General features: G+C 66.6%; 12 protein-coding genes. 7 read left to right on the top strand and 5 right to left on the bottom strand.

The features are described from left to right. The first annotated feature begins 61 nt into the window (after nt 1–61). Nucleotides 62–3973 carry a non-ribosomal peptide synthetase gene (locus A5791_RS04445; protein WP_067231740.1) on the top strand — a complete coding sequence of 1304 codons (3912 nt, stop codon included), beginning with the start codon at nt 62–64 and terminating at the stop codon, nt 3971–3973. Further along, nucleotides 3960–4640 carry a DUF6875 domain-containing protein gene (locus A5791_RS04440; protein ID WP_082966733.1) on the top strand — a complete coding sequence of 227 codons (681 nt, stop codon included), beginning with the start codon at nt 3960–3962 and terminating at the stop codon, nt 4638–4640. The genes A5791_RS04445 and A5791_RS04440 overlap by 14 nt, the downstream gene beginning before the upstream one ends. Here A5791_RS04440 and metG read toward each other — a convergent pair. Further along, nucleotides 4624–6180: a methionine--tRNA ligase gene (metG, locus tag A5791_RS04435; RefSeq protein ID WP_067231736.1), complete on the bottom strand. Its 1557-nt coding sequence runs from the start codon at nt 6178–6180 to the stop codon at nt 4624–4626. The genes A5791_RS04440 and metG overlap by 17 nt on opposite strands. Nucleotides 6181–6198: 18 nt before the next feature. Here metG and A5791_RS04430 point away from each other — a divergent pair, with 18 nt between their 5' ends. From A5791_RS04430 to A5791_RS04410, 5 genes are all read left to right on the top strand, one after another. Next, entirely contained in the window at nt 6199–7059 is an 861-nt protein-coding gene (locus A5791_RS04430; protein ID WP_067231733.1) for a TatD family hydrolase, read from the top strand. A gap of 220 nt (nt 7060–7279) precedes the next feature. After that, nucleotides 7280–8368, top strand: coding sequence for a resuscitation-promoting factor (locus A5791_RS04425; protein WP_067231729.1), 1089 nt, complete (start codon nt 7280–7282; stop codon nt 8366–8368). Then, the gene (gene rsmA / locus A5791_RS04420) at nt 8332–9258 is read left to right on the top strand and encodes a 16S rRNA (adenine(1518)-N(6)/adenine(1519)-N(6))-dimethyltransferase RsmA (protein WP_067231726.1); all 927 of its coding nucleotides are present in this window, start codon (nt 8332–8334) and stop codon (nt 9256–9258) included. The genes A5791_RS04425 and rsmA overlap by 37 nt, the downstream gene beginning before the upstream one ends. 58 nt (nt 9259–9316) lie before the next feature. Then, nucleotides 9317–10276, top strand: a complete 960-nt coding sequence (locus A5791_RS04415; RefSeq protein WP_067231723.1) for a 4-(cytidine 5'-diphospho)-2-C-methyl-D-erythritol kinase — start codon at nt 9317–9319, stop codon at nt 10274–10276. Nucleotides 10277–10543: 267 nt separating this feature from the next. Further along, nucleotides 10544–12178, top strand: coding sequence for a fatty acyl-AMP ligase (locus tag A5791_RS04410; RefSeq protein WP_067231720.1), 1635 nt, complete (start codon nt 10544–10546; stop codon nt 12176–12178). A gap of 13 nt (nt 12179–12191) precedes the next feature. Here the strand turns inward: A5791_RS04410 and pth are convergent, their stop codons facing one another. The 4 genes from pth to A5791_RS04390 all read right to left on the bottom strand — a co-directional run bounded on the left by pth (nt 12192) and on the right by A5791_RS04390 (nt 15866). After that, nucleotides 12192–12767, bottom strand: coding sequence for an aminoacyl-tRNA hydrolase (pth, locus tag A5791_RS04405; RefSeq protein ID WP_067231716.1), 576 nt, complete (start codon nt 12765–12767; stop codon nt 12192–12194). 36 nt (nt 12768–12803) lie between these two features. Continuing rightward, nucleotides 12804–13472 carry a 50S ribosomal protein L25/general stress protein Ctc gene (locus A5791_RS04400; protein ID WP_067231826.1) on the bottom strand — a complete coding sequence of 223 codons (669 nt, stop codon included), beginning with the start codon at nt 13470–13472 and terminating at the stop codon, nt 12804–12806. A gap of 280 nt (nt 13473–13752) precedes the next feature. Continuing rightward, nucleotides 13753–14622, bottom strand: coding sequence for an oxidoreductase (locus tag A5791_RS04395; RefSeq protein WP_067231713.1), 870 nt, complete (start codon nt 14620–14622; stop codon nt 13753–13755). Between the two features lie 11 nt (nt 14623–14633). Next, on the bottom strand, nt 14634–15866 hold the full coding sequence (locus tag A5791_RS04390; protein WP_067231709.1) for a cytochrome P450: 1233 nt from the start codon (nt 15864–15866) through the stop codon (nt 14634–14636). Nucleotides 15867–16089 lie beyond the last annotated feature (223 nt).

The raw sequence follows: 16089 nt of genomic DNA, 5'->3' as shown, positions 1-16089 counted from the left end.
TCGGTGCCATGCATGGCGAGCGGCGGGTCACGGCTTGACGGCTCGGCTCAGTGAGCACACCGTGACCGAGACGCGTCGAGTCGGTCCGCGGTCTCGGTCGGCGCCGCTGCCACTGTCGGTTTCGCAGACTCGGCTCTGGAATCTCAGCCGGCTCGCGTTGGGCTCGCCCGCGTACAACGAGCTGATCACCATTCGCAAGGCGGGTCCGTTCGACGTGGAAGCGCTGCGCCGCGCGCTCACCGATGTGGTCGCGAGGCACGAGGTGTGGCGCACCACCTTTCAAACGATTGACGGTGTGCCTCATCAAATCGTCCGGAAACCAACGGAAGTCCAACTGCCCCTTGTCGATTTGACACACCTGAGTCTCGAAGACGCCGTACACCGGGCTACCGAGATCGCCGCCGCCGACACGTTGCGTCCCTATGACCTGGCCGAGGGGCCCTTGATACGCCCGCGGCTGATCCGCATCGCCGACGACGACCACCGGCTGCAGCTGGGCCTCCACCATCTGGTTTTCGACTGGACAACGCTGCAACGCGTGGTATTCGCAGAGCTGACGGCCCTGTACCGCAACTACGCCACGGGCGTGCACGTGTCACTGCCCGACCCGCAAGCGCAGTACGCCGACTACACGATGTGGGAGCGCGATTGGGTTCGCGGACGGGAGATAGCCGCCCGAATTGCCAAGTGGCGCAGCAGGCTTGCCGGCAGCGCGCCAAGCAATCTGCCGCTCGATCACCCGCGGCCACCGTGTCCGACTTTGGCCGGCGGGACAGTCCCGCTTGCAATTGAACACTCCACCGTGCAAGGGCTGCGCCGCGCTGCCGGGGCAGCGGGCGGCACTCTATTTCACGCGCTGGCTGCCGCATATGCGTGGTGGCTACATCTGTATGCCGACTCGACCGACGTCGTCTTCGGCAGCACGTATGACCTGCGCGAGCGTGACGACCTGTTGTGGGTGGCCGGCAACTGCGTGACACCGGTGGCCCTGCGATGCCGCGTCTCGGATGAAGAGTGCTTCACTGCACTGGTAGGCCGAATCCGCCGAGTGGCCGACGAGGCGTTCAGCGATGCTGTGCCGTTCGACACTCTCGTGACTGCGCTTGGTGTACCGCGAGATCCCCGCACCAGTCCGCTCTTTCAAACGCAATTGCTATTTCAGCCGCTGATTGCGCCGGCCGACGGGTGGTCGCTACACGCGATGGAAGCCGAGGTTCGGGACGCCGTCGGATCGGCGAACGACGACATAGGTATTGAGTTGGATGAGCGCCCCGACGGGCGCGTCGTGGGAGGGTTCGTCTTCAATGCGGATTTGTTCGACCGTGCGACGGCACGCCAGATGGCGACGCACTGGCTTCGATTGCTCGATGCCGTCGCGGCGGACCCTCGATTGCCGATGGCTCAACACGACCTGGTTACCCCAGATGAGCGCAGACGTCAGCTGAGTTGGAATCGGACCAGCGACGAGGGAACCTCGCCGCAATGCGTGCATGAGGTCATCAGCCGGCAGGTCGAACGTACGCCTGACGCGGTAGCGGTCAAGGTCGGCCCGCCGTCGAAAGAAGCCACCCTGACCTATCGGCAGTTGGACGACCGCGCGGCGGTCATCGCATCTCGGTTGGTGCAGGCGGGCTGTGGGCCCGGAACGGTGGTGGCGTTTCTGTTGGACCGAACGCCCGATGTGGTGGCTGCCATTCTGGGGATCCTCAAATCCGGCGCGGCATTTCTGCCGCTGGATCCGTGCCAGCCGGCCGCCCGGAACACGTTCTGCCTCAATGACGTTGGCGCGGGCATCGTTCTCACCGATCGCAAGCTGCCGGCTGGGACAGACGCAATCGCGGCCACCGTCATCGACCTCGGCGACCTTGGGTGGCACCAGCACGGCCCTGGTGCCTTGCCAATCGTGTCGTCGACCGATCTCGCCTATGTGATCTGCACGTCAGGGTCTACCGGTCGCCCGAAGCCGGTCCTCATCGAGCATGGCGGCGTCACGAACCTGACGCGAACGTTGTGTCGGGAGTTCGGCATCGATGCCTGCGACACAGTGCTCTCGGTGGCGTCGATCAGTTTCGATATGGCGCTTTTCGATATCTTCTGCGCACTGGCGTGCGGGGCACGGGTAGTGCTCGCCACCGCGGCGGAGGCGGTGAGCCCGGCTTCGCTGAGTCGCTTGATCGCTGACACCGGCGCGACCTTCATGTTCGCGACACCAACCACCTGGGGGGGTCTCATCGCCGCCGGCTGGCGTGGCGAGGAGCGTCTCAAGGTGGCGGCCGGCGGTGAAACGCTCACCGACGGGCTGGCCCACGCGCTGCTGCAACGGTGCGCAGCGGTCTGGAACGGCTACGGCCCGACCGAGGCTACGGCGGGCACCAGCGTTGCCCGGCTGGCCCAGGGAGACACCATCACCGTAGGCAGACCGTTGCCGAACGTACGGGTGTACATCATCGATCCCCGCGGTCGTCTCCAACCGGTCGGGGTTCCCGGCGAGATCGCCATCGGCGGCGTCGGGGTGGGACGTGGTTACCTCAATCGTCCTGACGAGCACGCACGTCGGTTCGGAGATGATCCTTTCCATGCCGGCGGGCGGATCTACCGCACCGGCGATCGCGGCAGGTTCTTGCCCGATGGCCGGTTACAACACCTGGGCCGCTACGACGACCAGCTCAAGATCCGCGGTTTTCGCATAGAGCCCGGCGAGATCGAGTCAACCCTGTGTGAGCATCCGGAAATCGGGGGCTGCGCAGTGATCGGTCGCGAGGCGCCCAACGGCGAACGGCAATTGGTCGCGTATATCGTCGGCGAGCCGGGGCGCCTGAGCGACGCGGAGGCACGTGATTGGCTGCGTCGCCGCCTGCCCGAATACATGGTTCCCAGCGCGTTCGTGTATCTGAGCGCGCTGCCGATGACCACCAGTGGGAAGCTCGACAACGCCGCGCTGCCCGCACCGTCGCCACGGCGGGAAACAGGCCGAGTCGACGCTCGGCCTCCGCGGAACGAAACCGAAAGGCGCGTCGCCGCGCTGTGGGCTGACCTGCTGGGCGTGCAGGTAACCGACGTCGACTCAGACTTTTATGATTTGGGCGGTCACTCCCTGCTGGCCGCCCGCTTGGTCGCCGATGTCGCGCGGGAATTTGGTGTCGAGCTGTCGGTAGCAGCGGTCGTCGATGATGGCAGGACCGTTGCGGGACTCGCCAAGTTGATCGGAACCGAAAGTTCCAGCGCTGCCGAGGAAGTCACGTCTAGCCCACCGCTGCATTTCATCTTCTCCGACCTTGCGTCGGCGATGAGCGTCAGACACTTCACCGCGCAGTGGGGTGCCGCGCAGCCGGTACACACGCTGATCCCCGAACAGCCAGGCGGACAGTTCGACCGATTGGTGGCCGTCGAAGACCATGCGAGACAAGCTCTTTCGATGATCCGCCGTCGGCAGCCAGTAGGGCCGCTTGCGCTGGCCGGCTATTCGCTCGGCGGCCTCGTGGCCTACGAAGTTGCCCGTCAGGCTGTCCGTGCCGGCGAGCAGATCGACTGGTTGGGCATTCTCGACATCGAGTCACCATCGCTGCTGCAGCTGACGCCGCGACGGCGGCTTCGCCGGTTACGCGAAAAGCTCGCGGATGAGCGGGCCAAGTACGCCGAAGTCGCGCGTCGAGTGCTCGGGAGTGGTTCGCCGCGGCCGCAGCGCGGCTTCGACTGCCGCGGCGCTGCAGAGATCGCAGCGCGCTATCAGCAGCCCGGACATCAGGTGCCGACGCATCTGTTCGTCAGCGAGGTCTCAGCAGGAACCGCAGAGGAAGATCTATTGGGCTGGGGCACATTTCACAAGGGGCCCTTGGCCGCGGATCGTCTTGCCGGTGACCACGTCGGGCTGCTTCAGCCACCCCAAGCGGAGCTGCTCGCGACGATAATGCTCGAGTCGCTCCGTAAGTCAAGGGAATCGGTTGACACCGCGAGCGCCGATGAACCGGAATAGCGCACAGTTTGCGGCCTTCCGCGCCTCAGACCTCTCGGTGCCGCTGTCCACGCTTGCCGGTCCGACGCCTCCGGCAGTGGCGGAGTGGGAGTTCGAGACGGTCAAGCACTGGGCCAAGAACTGGCTGAGCAAGTCGCATCCCGATCTCGGGCGCACGGGGGCCGTCTGCCCCTTCACGGGCACTTCGATCAAGAAGCATCTGTTCTGGGTGGCATTCGTGCGCGGGAACAATCTGGACCACGACAGCATGGTCGGCTTGCTCGAGGAAATCGCGGCGGCTCTGCCTGTACTTCCTCCGGTTGACCGCCCTGAATCGATCTACAAAGCCGTCGTCGTGGTCTTCCCCGAGGTGACGGACTTCGGTCAGATCGATGCCGTCCAGAACAAATGCAAGCACGCATTCGTGAAGCGCGGGCTGATGGTCGGCCAGTTTTACCCCGGCCACCAGGAGGAGGGGCTTCGCAACCCGGACTTCAGGCCATTGGACGCACCGTTCGCGATGCTCGCCGTGCGGCACATGGTGGTCACCGACTACCCGTTCCTCCGGGGCAACGAGAAGTGGATTGCTGCCTACGCCACGCGATTCGCACCCGAAATTCCGTCGCACGCGCGCTCGGAGATCGCCGACAGATTTGGCGGCCTGAGCCGCTCTACTCCGCTTGGGTAGTGGGCTCCTGATAGCGCGGGAAGACACCGGTCGGCGGCGGCAGTGGGGTACCGGGTGCCAGCCGCTGTCCGATAGCGGCGAACGAACGCTGACTTTCGTCCTGGCCGAGCAAGCGCAACAGCTTGCCGCCAGACTGCGGCATGACCGGCTGCACCAGCAACGCCGCGATGCGCACCACCTCGCAGGTGACGTAAAGCACCGTGCGAAACCTAGCCTGGTCGGCCTCGGCCTCACTTTTGCGCAGCACCCACGGCTGCTGCGCCGAGAAATACTTGTTGGCGTCGCCGAGCATCAGCCAGATCGCCTCCAAGGCAAGATGCATCGCTTGCGCGTCGAAATGGGCGCGCGCCCGCCCCAGCAAGCCGTCGGCAACCGCCAGCAGGCCGGTGTCGTCAGCGGTGAAGTCACCGGGATCGGGCACCACCCCGCCCAGGTTCTTGGCCACCATCGACAGTGACCGTTGGGCCAGGTTGCCCAGCTCGTTGGCCAGGTCGGTGTTGATCCGGGTGATGATGGCCTCGTCGCTGTAGCTGCCGTCCTGGCCGAACGGCACCTCGCGTAACAGGAAGTAGCGGACCTGGTCCACCCCGAACCTGTCGACCAGGGCTTCCGGGGCGACGATATTGCCCACCGACTTGCTCATCTTCTCGCCGCGGTTGAGCAGGAATCCGTGCGCGAAAACCCTTCGCGGCAGCTCGATTCCAGCCGACATCAGGAACGCCGGCCAGTAGACGGTATGGAACCTGATGATGTCCTTGCCGATCATGTGCAGATCGGCGGGCCAATAGCGGCGGAACGACTCCGAGTCGGTATCGGGGAACCCGACCCCGGTCAGGTAGTTGGTCAGCGCGTCGATCCAGACGTACATGATGTGGTCGGGATGCCCGGGCACCTGCACCCCCCAGTCGAACGAGGTGCGCGAGATGGACAGATCGTGCAATCCGCCGGAGACGAAGCTGACCACTTCGTTGCGCCGCACTTCGGGAGCGATGAAGTCCGGGTTCGCCTCGTAATGGGCCAGCAGCTTGTCGGCATACGCCGAGAGCCGGAAGAAGTAGGTCTGCTCCTCGGTCCAGGTCACCGGGGTGCCGGTTTCCACGGCGATCCGGGTTCCGTCCACCTCGGCGGTCTCCGATTCGACGAAGAACCGCTCGTCGCGCACCGAATACCAGCCGGCGTAGCTGTCCAGATAGAGGTCGCCGGCCGCTTGTATCCGACGCCAGATCTCCTTGGACGCCTGGTGATGGTCGGCGTCGGTGGTGCGGATGAACCGGTCGAACGAAATGTCCAGCCGTTCCTGCAGGCGCTGGAACTCGTCGGAGTTGCGGCGAGCCAGCTCCGCGGTCGGCAGCCCCTCGGCCGCCGCGGCCTGGACCATCTTGAGGCCGTGTTCGTCGGTGCCGGTCTGGAAGCGCACGTCGAAGCCGTCGAGCCGCTTGAACCGCGCGATGGCGTCGGTGGCGATGTACTCGTACGCGTGCCCCAGGTGGGGCGCGGCGTTGGGGTAGGTGATCGCGGTGGTGACGTAGTAGGGCCTCATTGCGAATCACCCTATTGTGTGCCCGTGAGCTCCAACCGGTCCGGTAACCGACAGACACCCCCTGCTCCCGAGCCGCTGGCCCCGCTGGTCGACGCCCATACCCACCTGGATGCCTGCGGCGCGCGCGACTCCGAGGACGTCGCCGCCCTCGTCGAGCGAGCCGCGGCGGTGGGTGTGGTGGCGGTGGTGACCATCGCCGACGACCTGGACTCGGCGCGCTGGGTGACGCGCGCGGCCGAGTGGGACCCACGGGTGTACGCGGCGGTGGCGTTGCACCCGACGCGCGCGAACGCGCTCACCGACGACGCCCGCGCCGAGATCGAGCGACTGGCGGCCCACCCGCGAGTGGTTGCCGTCGGCGAGACCGGGTTGGACCTGTACTGGCCGGGCCGCCTTGAGGGTTGCGCCGAGCCGGCGGTGCAGCGCGAGGCTTTCGCCTGGCATATAGACCTGGCGAAGCGGACCGGCAAACCGCTGATGATCCACAACCGGGACGCCGACGCGGAGGTGCTCGACGTACTGACTGCCGAGGGCGCGCCGAAGGACGTGATATTCCACTGCTTTTCGTCCGGCAGCGCGATGGCCCGCCGCTGCGTCGACGCCGGATGGCTGCTCAGCCTGTCCGGGACGGCGAGCTTTCGCAATGCTCGTGCGCTGCGCGAAGCCGTACCGCTGATACCCGCCCAGCAACTTCTGGTGGAGACGGACGCGCCGTTCCTGACTCCGCATCCCTACCGCGGCTCAGCGAATGAACCGTACTGCCTTCCTTATACTGTGCGCGCCATTGCTGAGCTGGTTGATAGCTCTGACGTAGAGTTGGCGCGCATCACTACGAGCAACGCTGCTCGGGTCTATGGGCTGAAGCTGCCGGCCGCGTAGTTCGTGGCGTTTGCATTGATTTTGGCAGGCGCCGGGCTGTCGGAGTTGCCGAGCCTTGGCTGATTCGTTACCGTCTTGTGATCATGACAGGTGGGCCTCTGGGCCCTTTTTTGGCGTGTAGAGCTCGAAAAGGTCATTGGAGTGGATGCTAGTGATATCCGCGGTCGGGGATAAGCGGTCGTTAGGTGTTCTGGCAAAACTGAATCAAGCTCCTTCGCCGATGTTGCGGTTCCTCGTCGGAGGGCTCCTGTTGACCCTCGCGATCGCGGGTGGTTACGCCATCTCGACGTCCAAGAAGGTGACGTTGACGGTGGACGGAACCGTGCTTCGGGTGACGACCATGAAGTCGCGAGTCATCGACATCGTCCGGGAGAACGGCTTCGCCGTCGGCGAGCGTGACGACCTGTATCCCGCCGCCGATGTGCAAGTCCACAACGCCGACAACATCGTGCTGCGACGCAGCCGGCCACTGCAGATCTCGCTGGACGGCCAGCAGACTCGCCAGGTTTGGACGACGGCATCCACCGTCGACGAGGCACTTGCCCAACTCGCAATGACCGACACCGCCCCGGCCGCGGCCTCTCGCGGCAGCCGGGTCCCGTTGAGCGGAATGGCCCTGCCGGTGGTCAGCGCAAAGACGGTGCAGATCAACGACGGTGGCGCGGTGCGTACCGTGCACCTGCCCGCACCGAATGTGGCCGGCCTGCTGAAGGCCGCCGGCGCCCCGCTACTGGACAGCGACCAAGTGGTGCCCAATGCGACCTCGCCGATCGTCGACGGCATGGAAATTCAGGTCACCCGCCACCGCATCCAGCGGGTCACCGAGCGCGTCCCGCTGCCGCCGAGCTCTCGTCGCATCGAGGATCCGGAGCTGAACGCCAGCCGCCAGATCGTCGAAGATCCCGGCAGCCCGGGCGTGCAGGATGTCACGTTCGCCGTGGCCACCGTCAACGGCGTGGAGACCGGCCGGCTGCCCGTCGCCAACGTGGTGGTGACGCCCGCGCACGAAGCGGTGGTTCGGGTGGGGACCAAGCCCGGCACGGAGGTCCCGCCGGTATCCGACGGCGCCATCTGGGATGCCATCGCCAGCTGCGAGGCGGGCGGAAACTGGGCGATCAACAGCGGGAACGGGTACTACGGTGGGGTGCAATTCGACCAAGGCACCTGGGAGCGCAACGGCGGGCTGCAATACGCCCCGCGCGCCGACCTGGCCACCCGTGAGGAGCAGATCGCCGTCGCTTCGGTGACCCAACAGCGCCAGGGCTGGGGCGCCTGGCCGGTGTGCAGCGGAAGAGCGGGTGCGCGCTGACGATCCGGCTGCTCGGACGCACCGAGATCAGGCGGCTGGCCAAGGAACTCGAATTCCGGCCACGGAAATCGCTCGGGCAGAACTTCGTCCATGACGCCAACACGGTGCGACGGGTGGTTTCGACCGCCGGGGTCGGTCGCTCCGACGTAGTCCTGGAAGTCGGACCGGGGTTCGGGTCGCTCACCCTGGCGTTGCTCGACCGCGGCGCGACGGTCACGGCCGTCGAGGTCGACCCGGTGCTGGCCGCGCGGCTGCCGCAGACCGTCGCGGAGCACTCGCACAGTGAAATCCACCGGCTGACGGTGCTGAACCGGGACGTGTTGACGCTGCGCCGCGAGGATCTGCCTGACGACACGGCGGCCCCGACCGCAGTCGTCGCCAATCTGCCGTACAACGTCGCCGTCCCGGCCTTGTTGCATCTGCTCGCCGAGTTCCCCTCCATCCGCACCGTGACGGTGATGGTGCAGGCCGAGGTCGCCGAGCGCCTCGCCGCCGAGCCCGGCGGCAAGGAATACGGCGTGCCCAGCGTCAAGGTGCGTTACTTCGGACGCGTGCGCCGCTGCGGGACGGTGTCGCCGACGGTGTTCTGGCCGATCCCGCGCGTGTACTCCGGGCTGGTGCGCATCGACCGGTACACGACCTCCCCGTGGCCTACCGACCTGACGGGCGAAGCCTTCCGGCGGCAGGTGTTCGAGTTGGTGGATATCGCGTTTGCGCAGCGGCGCAAGACATCTCGCAACGCCTTCGCGGAGTGGGCGGGCTCGGGCAACGAGTCGGCCACGCGATTGCTCGCCGCCAGCATCGACCCGGCCCGCCGCGGCGAGACGCTCTCCATCGACGACTTCGTGCGCCTGTTGCAACGGTCGGACAACACCGCCGCAGCCGGGTAGCCCGCGGCCTTTCGGCCCGTCGCGTGTGGATTGTTGCCGGCAGCGATAGTCTGCTGCCGTGGCTGGGTCTGACGGGAACACCGCCGAATTGTGGGTGCCCACCGGGTCGGCCACCGTTCGGGTGCCCGGCAAGGTGAACCTCTACCTCGCGGTCGGCGATCGCCGCGAGGACGGCTATCACGAGCTGACGACGGTGTTCCACGCCGTCTCCTTGGTCGACGAGGTGACCGTGCGCAACGCCGACGTGCTCTCGCTCGAGGTCGTCGGCGAGGGCGCCGACAAGCTGCCCACCGACGAGCGCAACCTGGCCTGGAAGGCCGCCGAGCTGATGGCCGAACACGTGGGCCGGGCGCCCGATGTGTCGATCATGATCGACAAAGCCATTCCGGTTGCCGGCGGGATGGGAGGCGGCAGCGCCGACGCGGCGGCGGTGCTGGTCGCGATGAACTCCCTGTGGGAGCTCGCGTTGCCCCGCCGCGACCTGCGCATGCTCGCGGCGCGGTTGGGCAGCGACGTGCCGTTCGCCCTGCACGGCGGCACCGCCCTGGGCACCGGCCGCGGCGAGGAGCTGGCCACCGTGCTGTCCCGTAACACGTTCCACTGGGTGCTGGCCTTCGCCGACAGCGGACTGCTCACGTCGGCGGTCTATGCCGAGCTCGACCGCCTGCGGGCCGCCGGTGATCCGCCGCGACTCGATGAACCGGGGCCGGTGCTGGCCGCGTTGGCCGCGGGCGATCCAGAGCAGCTGGCACCGCTGTTGGGCAACGAGATGCAAGCCGCCGCGGTCAGCCTGGACCCGGCGCTGCGGCGCGCGCTACGCGCCGGCGTGGACGCGGGCGCGCTGGCCGGCATTGTTTCCGGCTCGGGGCCCACCTGCGCATTCCTCTGCGCGTCGGAGGCGTCGGCGATCGACGTCGGCACCCAGCTGTCCGGCGCGGGTGTTTGCCGCAGTGTTCGGGTCGCCACCGGGCCGGTAGCCGGGGCCCGCGTGGTGCCGGCGCCGACAGATGCCGTGTGAGCCGCACGCCTTCCATGTGAATTAGCACTCACATCGCGTCACAGTTTGGCAGTTCCTTAAGAGGAGCTTAAGATATCCCGCGGTGACGAATGACGGTAAGCACATGCGCTCCGCTGGGCGGTCTGCCTCTGCCGTCGTCGGCTTATCACTGTTTCGAGACGTAACCGCGCCCCAATTGTGTGCGCGCGCCTGCCAGAATGTGGAGCTCGGCAGGCGGAGCATGAGATCCCGAACCTTGGGAACAGTGCCGGAACCGAGGAGTTGGTTGTGAGCAGATTTACCGAGAAGATGTTCCGCAACGCCCGCGAGACCACCAAGGGCATGGTGACCGGCGAGCCACACACTCCGGTTCGCCACACCTGGGGCGAGGTGCACGAGCGGGCGCGGAAGATCGCCGGTGGATTGGCGGCGGCCGGCATAGGCCGCGGCGACGGGGTCGGTGTGCTCGCGGGTGCTCCGGTCGAGATTGCTCCGACCGCCCAGGGGCTGTGGATGCGCGGCGCCAGCCTGACCATGCTGCACCAGCCCACCCCGCGCACCGACCTGGCCATCTGGGCCGAGGACACCACGACCGTCGTCGACATGATCGAGGCCAAGGCGGTTGTCATCTCCGAGCCGTTCATGGCCGCCGCGCCGGTGTTGCAGGAGCGCGGCATCAACGTGTTGACCGTCGAGCAGCTGCTGGGATCCGAGCCGATCGACCCCATCGAGGTCGGCGAGGACGACTTGGCGCTGATGCAGTTGACGTCCGGTTCGACCGGGTCGCCGAAAGCGGTCCAGATCACCCACCGCAACCTGTTCGCCAATCTCGAGGCGATGTTCATCAGCGCCGAGTACAACGCCGAGACCGACGTGATGGTCAGCTGGCTGCCGCTGTTTCACGACATGGGCATGATCGGCTTCCTGACCGTGCCGATGTACTTCGGCGGTGAGCTGGTCAAGGTCACCCCGATGGACTTCATGCGCGACACGCTGCTGTGGGCCAAGCTGATCGACAAGTACAAGGGCACGATGACGGCGGCCCCGAACTTCGCCTACTCGCTGTTTGCCAAGCGGTTGCGCAAGCAGGCCAAGCCCGGTCAGTTCGACCTGTCGACGCTGCGCTTCGCGCTGTCGGGGGCCGAGCCGGTGGAGCCTGCTGACGTCGAAGACCTGGTCGAGGCCGGTAAGCCGTTCGGGTTGAACCCCGGAGCGATCCTGCCGGCGTACGGGATGGCCGAGATCACGCTCGCGGTGGCCTTCTCCGAGTGCGGCGCGGGCCTGGTCGTCGACGAGGTGGATGCCGATCTGCTGGCCGCGCTGCGCCGCGCGGTCCCGGCGACCAAGGGCAACACCCGCCGGCTGGCCTCACTCGGGCCGCTGCTGCACGGCATCGAGGCCCGCATCGTCGACGACGACGGCAACATCCTGCCGTACCGCGGTGTCGGGGTGATCGAGTTGCGCGGCGAGTCGGTGACCCCCGGCTACATCACGATGGGCGGATTCCTGCCGGCGCAAGACCAGCACGGCTGGTACGACACCGGTGATCTCGGCTATCAGATGGAGAACGGTCACGTGGTGGTGTGCGGCCGCGTCAAGGACGTCATCATCATGGCCGGCCGAAACATCTATCCGACCGACATCGAGCGGGCCGCCGGCCGGGTCGAAGGTGTCCGTCCGGGTTGCGCGGTGGCCGTACGGCTCGACGCCGGACATTCCCGCGAGACGTTTGCCGTTGCGGTGGAGTCCAACGCTTTCGAAGATCCGGCGGAGGTGCGCCGTATCGAGCACCAGGTGGCGCACGAGGTGCTTGCCGAGGTCGACGTGCGGCCCCGCAACGTGGTTGTCCTGGGTCCGGGAACCATCCCGAAGACCCCGTCGGGCAAGTTGCGCCGTTCCACCTCCCTGATGCTGGTCACCTAACTGGCGGGCGTGCCTACCAGGCGTGGACGCGGTTTTGCGCGGGTTCCAGCCCAAGCTGGATGAGCAACTCGGTGGCGTCGGCCGCCTGCTCGCAGATGGTGGGGACGTCAGCGCGCTCGGCGGCGGTGAAGTTCTCCAGCACGAAGGCGGCCGGATCTTTACGGCCAGGGGGACGGCCGATCCCGATGCGCACCCGCTGAAAGTCCTTGGTACCCAACGCAGACGCCACCGAGCGCACCCCGTTGTGCCCGCCTTCGCCGCCGCCGAACTTGAGCCGGATGGAACCGAACTCGAGGTCGAGCTCGTCGTGAATGACGATGATGTCGGCCGGCGGCACCGAGTAGAACTTCGCCAGCGGGCCGATTTGCCGGCCCGACTCGTTCATGTAGCAGCGGGGCTTGGCCAGTACCACCGAGCGTCCGGCTAACCGGCCCGTCAGGACCTCGGCGCCGGAGCGCTTGTGCGCCTTGAATTTTGCGCCCAGGCGCGCGGCGAGCAGGTCGGCGACCATGAACCCCAGATTGTGCCGCGTTCGGGCGTAGTGCTCTCCCGGGTTCCCCAAGCCGACCACCAACTGGGGCTCGGCCATTTTTGTCTCCGTGGGTTGTCTCCGTGGGCGAACCGTCTACTCGGACTCGTCCGCAGAGGTCTCCGCGGCTTCGCCGGCCTCTTCTTCGGCACCCTCGGCACCCTCTGCCGCCTCGGCTTCCTCGCCCGCGCCCTCTTCCTCGAGGTCCTCGGCCGTCGGCGCGTTCACCACGTTGACCACCAGCAATTCGGGGTCCGAAATCAGGTTCACTCCCTCCGGCAGCGTGATCTGCCCGGCGGTGAACTGTGTGCCCGGCTCGGCGCCCTCGACTGAGACGGTCAACTGCTCGGGAATCGACAGCGCCTCGGCTTCGATTTCGATGGCGCTGGTCTCCTGGGTGACCAGTGTGTCGGGTCCTGCCTCGCCCTCGACGACCACGTTAACCTCGACGGTCACCTTCTCGCCGCGACGCACGACCAACAGGTCGGCGTGCTGGATCGTGCGGCGGATGGGGTGGATGTCGAGCGCTTTGGTCAGCGCCAGCTGTTCTTTGCCTTCGATGTCGAGGGTCAGCACCGCGTTCGTACCGGAGTGCCGCAACACGGCGGCAAAGTCATGACCAGGCAGTTCCAGGTGTTGTGGATCGGCGCCGTGACCGTAGAGTACGGCGGGAATCTTGCCGTCGCGCCGAGCCCGGCGGGACGCGCCCTTGCCGGTCTCGCTACGTACCTTGACGGGCAGTTGGTTGACTGCTGACTTTGCCATCGTGTCGCTCCTGTGTGTCTGGTTGACCACGGCCAGGATCGCGACGGTATGTCGGTCTCCGTCGATAACGGTGCTGGCTGCTTGGCCTGCCACCCTCGCCGTGACGCCCGGTCAGGTTAGCGCATGTGCCGGTGGGAGCGGAAATCTCCGGGCCACGGTTGTCACTTCCGTCACGGATCGTGGTATCGATCCTGCGGTGAGGGCGACGAAACTCGCGACAGCGGGGCCCTGGATGCAGGTTCGGCGCCGCCACCGCAGGCTCGGCACCAACTAGCGCAGCTCACAGCGGGAACTTGGTGCCCGCGAGCTGCTCGGAAACCTGCCAGAGAGCGTGGGCAGTCGCCAGGTCTCGAGCCGCCCGACTGCGCCCGACGGGTTGCGTGCGCCCGACGTAGCCAAACCGGGGCCCGACGTACGTGTCACCCGGCAAGTCCTGCGACGCCGCATACAACGTTTGCCGAGCGCCGAAATTTGCGTCGGTGGCCACAACCCGAGTCGCCGCCGAGACGACCGTATCGCTCAACTTGCGGCCCGAGGCGCCCTGCAGGTTGGTGTGCGAATAGCCAGGGTGGGCTGCCAGCGCACGCAGCGGCGAACCGGCAGCCTCGAGGCGGCGCTGCAGCTCACTGGTGAACAGCAGGTTGGCGAGCTTCGACTGGCAGTAGGCCAGCCAGGCCGAATACCGGCGGTTCTGCCAGTGGAGGTCGTCGAGGCGGATGCGGCCAAGCCAGTGCGCCATCGACGACACCGTCACCACCCGATCGGACAGCTTGGGCAGCAGCAAGTTGGTCAGCGCGAAATGACCGAGGTGGTTGGTGCCGATCTGGCTCTCGAAGCCGTCCGCGGTGACGGCATGCGGTGCGGCCATGATGCCGGCGTTGTTGATCAGGATGTCGGCCTTGTCCACCCCGTCGGCGAACTGCCGCACCGACGACAGATCCTGCAGGTCGAGTTGGCGCACCTCGACTTGGCCGGGAATTTGTCGCGCGGCGGCATCGCCTTTGTCCGTGTTGCGGACGGCCATCACGATCTTTGCTTCCACGCGCGCCAGCTCTCGGGCCGTCACCGCCCCCAGCCCGCTGTTGGCGCCGGTGATGATGACGGTGCGCCCGGCGAATGACGGCAGGTCGGCGGCGGTCCAGTCGGCCATGGCTGGGAAGCCTAAATGGTGTCGAACTCCAGAGGCACCGCCAGGGGTCCGGTGATCCCGCTGATGGCTCTCCACGGGACCGGGCCGGCCAGGCGGGCGTTCGGCATCCGTGCGGTGATGATCCGAAGAGCTTCGGTCAGTTCCAGCCGTGCGAGGTGAGCGCCGAGACAGTAGTGCATGCCGCCGCCGAAGTTGAGGATGGCAGCTGGGTTTGCCCGGGTGATGTCAACCCGTTCCGGGTCGTCATAGGCCTCGGGGTCGCGGTTGGCCGAGGCGGTGTTGGCGATCACCAGGGTGCCGGCCGGAATACGGACCCCTGCCAGCTCGACGTCCTCGGCGGCTTGCCGGATAGCACCGAAAATGATCGGGCTGTAACGCATCAACTCCTGAATTGCTTGCGGTGCCAACTCCGGATGGCGGCCGACCATGGCCCACTGGGTGGGATGCGCGCAGAGGGTTTGCACCGCCGCGGCGAGCTGGTGGCGAGTGGTATCGGTGCCGGCGCCGAGCAGCGTGGCGCAGAGCATGAGCAGTTCGTCGTGGGTGAGTCGGTCGCCGTCTTCTTCGGCACGGATGAGATCGGAGATCAGGTCGTCGGTCAGCGAGGCGCGCCGACGGGTGATCAACTCCTCGAGGTAGGCGTCCAGTTCGTTCCACGCCTTTTCGATAAGCGGGGCGTCGTCGGCGACGCCGGCCTCGAAGAACTTCTTGATGTCGTCGGTCCAGTCGGAGAACAGCTGCCAATCCTCGGCCGGCGCGCCGAGCAGCGCGCAGATGATCTGTGTCGGATAGCTTTTTGCGATATCGGCGACGATGTCGCAGTGCCCGGCGCTGGTGAAAGGTTCGACCAGCCCGTTGATGACGTCGACGGTCAACGTGCGCAGCCGTTCGGCGGCCCGTGGTGAGAAGGCCTTCGACACGAGCCGGCGCAGTCGATGATGCTCGACGCCGTCGATGCCCAGGATGTTGCTGATTGCCCTGTCCCACAGTGGACCTGACGTGATTCCTCGCGCGGGCAGCCCCAGTCCGTGGGCGGTGACGAATCGGTTGTCCCGCAACACAGTGCGGACCAGCTCGTAGCTCAACATTTCCGGGCCGTACGGGCCGATGGCGATCGGGGCCTGCTTGCGGGCGCCAGCGAGGACGCGGTGCGCTTCGGCCGGATCAGTGAGGTGGTCGTAGGCAATACCGGGCAGGCCAGCATCGAAAACGCTTGGGGACTCGAGTGCGGTTTGGATCGTCATGGCGTCGACTATCCGGCGGTTGGCAGGCAAGACCATCGGCGCCAGCGCGTAGATCTGCGCGGTGTGGGGTCGTAATTCCGCAAGCCACGAGCGGCACGGTGCGCGCTCTACCGGCCCGTTCTGCAGAGGTTGGGGCAGCGACGTTGGCTACCGTGAGCCAGCACGCGGAGATGCCGGCGCTGGCGCCGCTGAGGGTGCGCATACCGGTGAGACTTGGTTGCGC

It is taken from the genome of Mycobacterium sp. 852002-51163_SCH5372311 (genome assembly GCF_001667115.1).
Taxonomy (GTDB): domain Bacteria; phylum Actinomycetota; class Actinomycetes; order Mycobacteriales; family Mycobacteriaceae; genus Mycobacterium.
The sequence above is the reverse complement of the archived record's forward strand: the minus strand, read 5'-3'. Positions and strand labels throughout refer to the sequence as shown.

Coding starts and splice junctions, on each gene's coding strand:
- pth (WP_067231716.1), bottom strand. CDS start 12,767: ATGGCCGAGCCCCAGTTGGTGGTCGGCTTGGGGAACCCGGGAGAGCAC.
- A5791_RS04390 (WP_067231709.1), bottom strand. CDS start 15,866: ATGACGATCCAAACCGCACTCGAGTCCCCAAGCGTTTTCGATGCTGGC.
- A5791_RS04400 (WP_067231826.1), bottom strand. CDS start 13,472: ATGGCAAAGTCAGCAGTCAACCAACTGCCCGTCAAGGTACGTAGCGAG.
- A5791_RS04440 (WP_082966733.1), top strand. CDS start 3,960: ATGAACCGGAATAGCGCACAGTTTGCGGCCTTCCGCGCCTCAGACCTC.
- metG (WP_067231736.1), bottom strand. CDS start 6,180: ATGAGGCCCTACTACGTCACCACCGCGATCACCTACCCCAACGCCGCG.
- A5791_RS04395 (WP_067231713.1), bottom strand. CDS start 14,622: ATGGCCGACTGGACCGCCGCCGACCTGCCGTCATTCGCCGGGCGCACC.
- A5791_RS04425 (WP_067231729.1), top strand. CDS start 7,280: ATGTTGCGGTTCCTCGTCGGAGGGCTCCTGTTGACCCTCGCGATCGCG.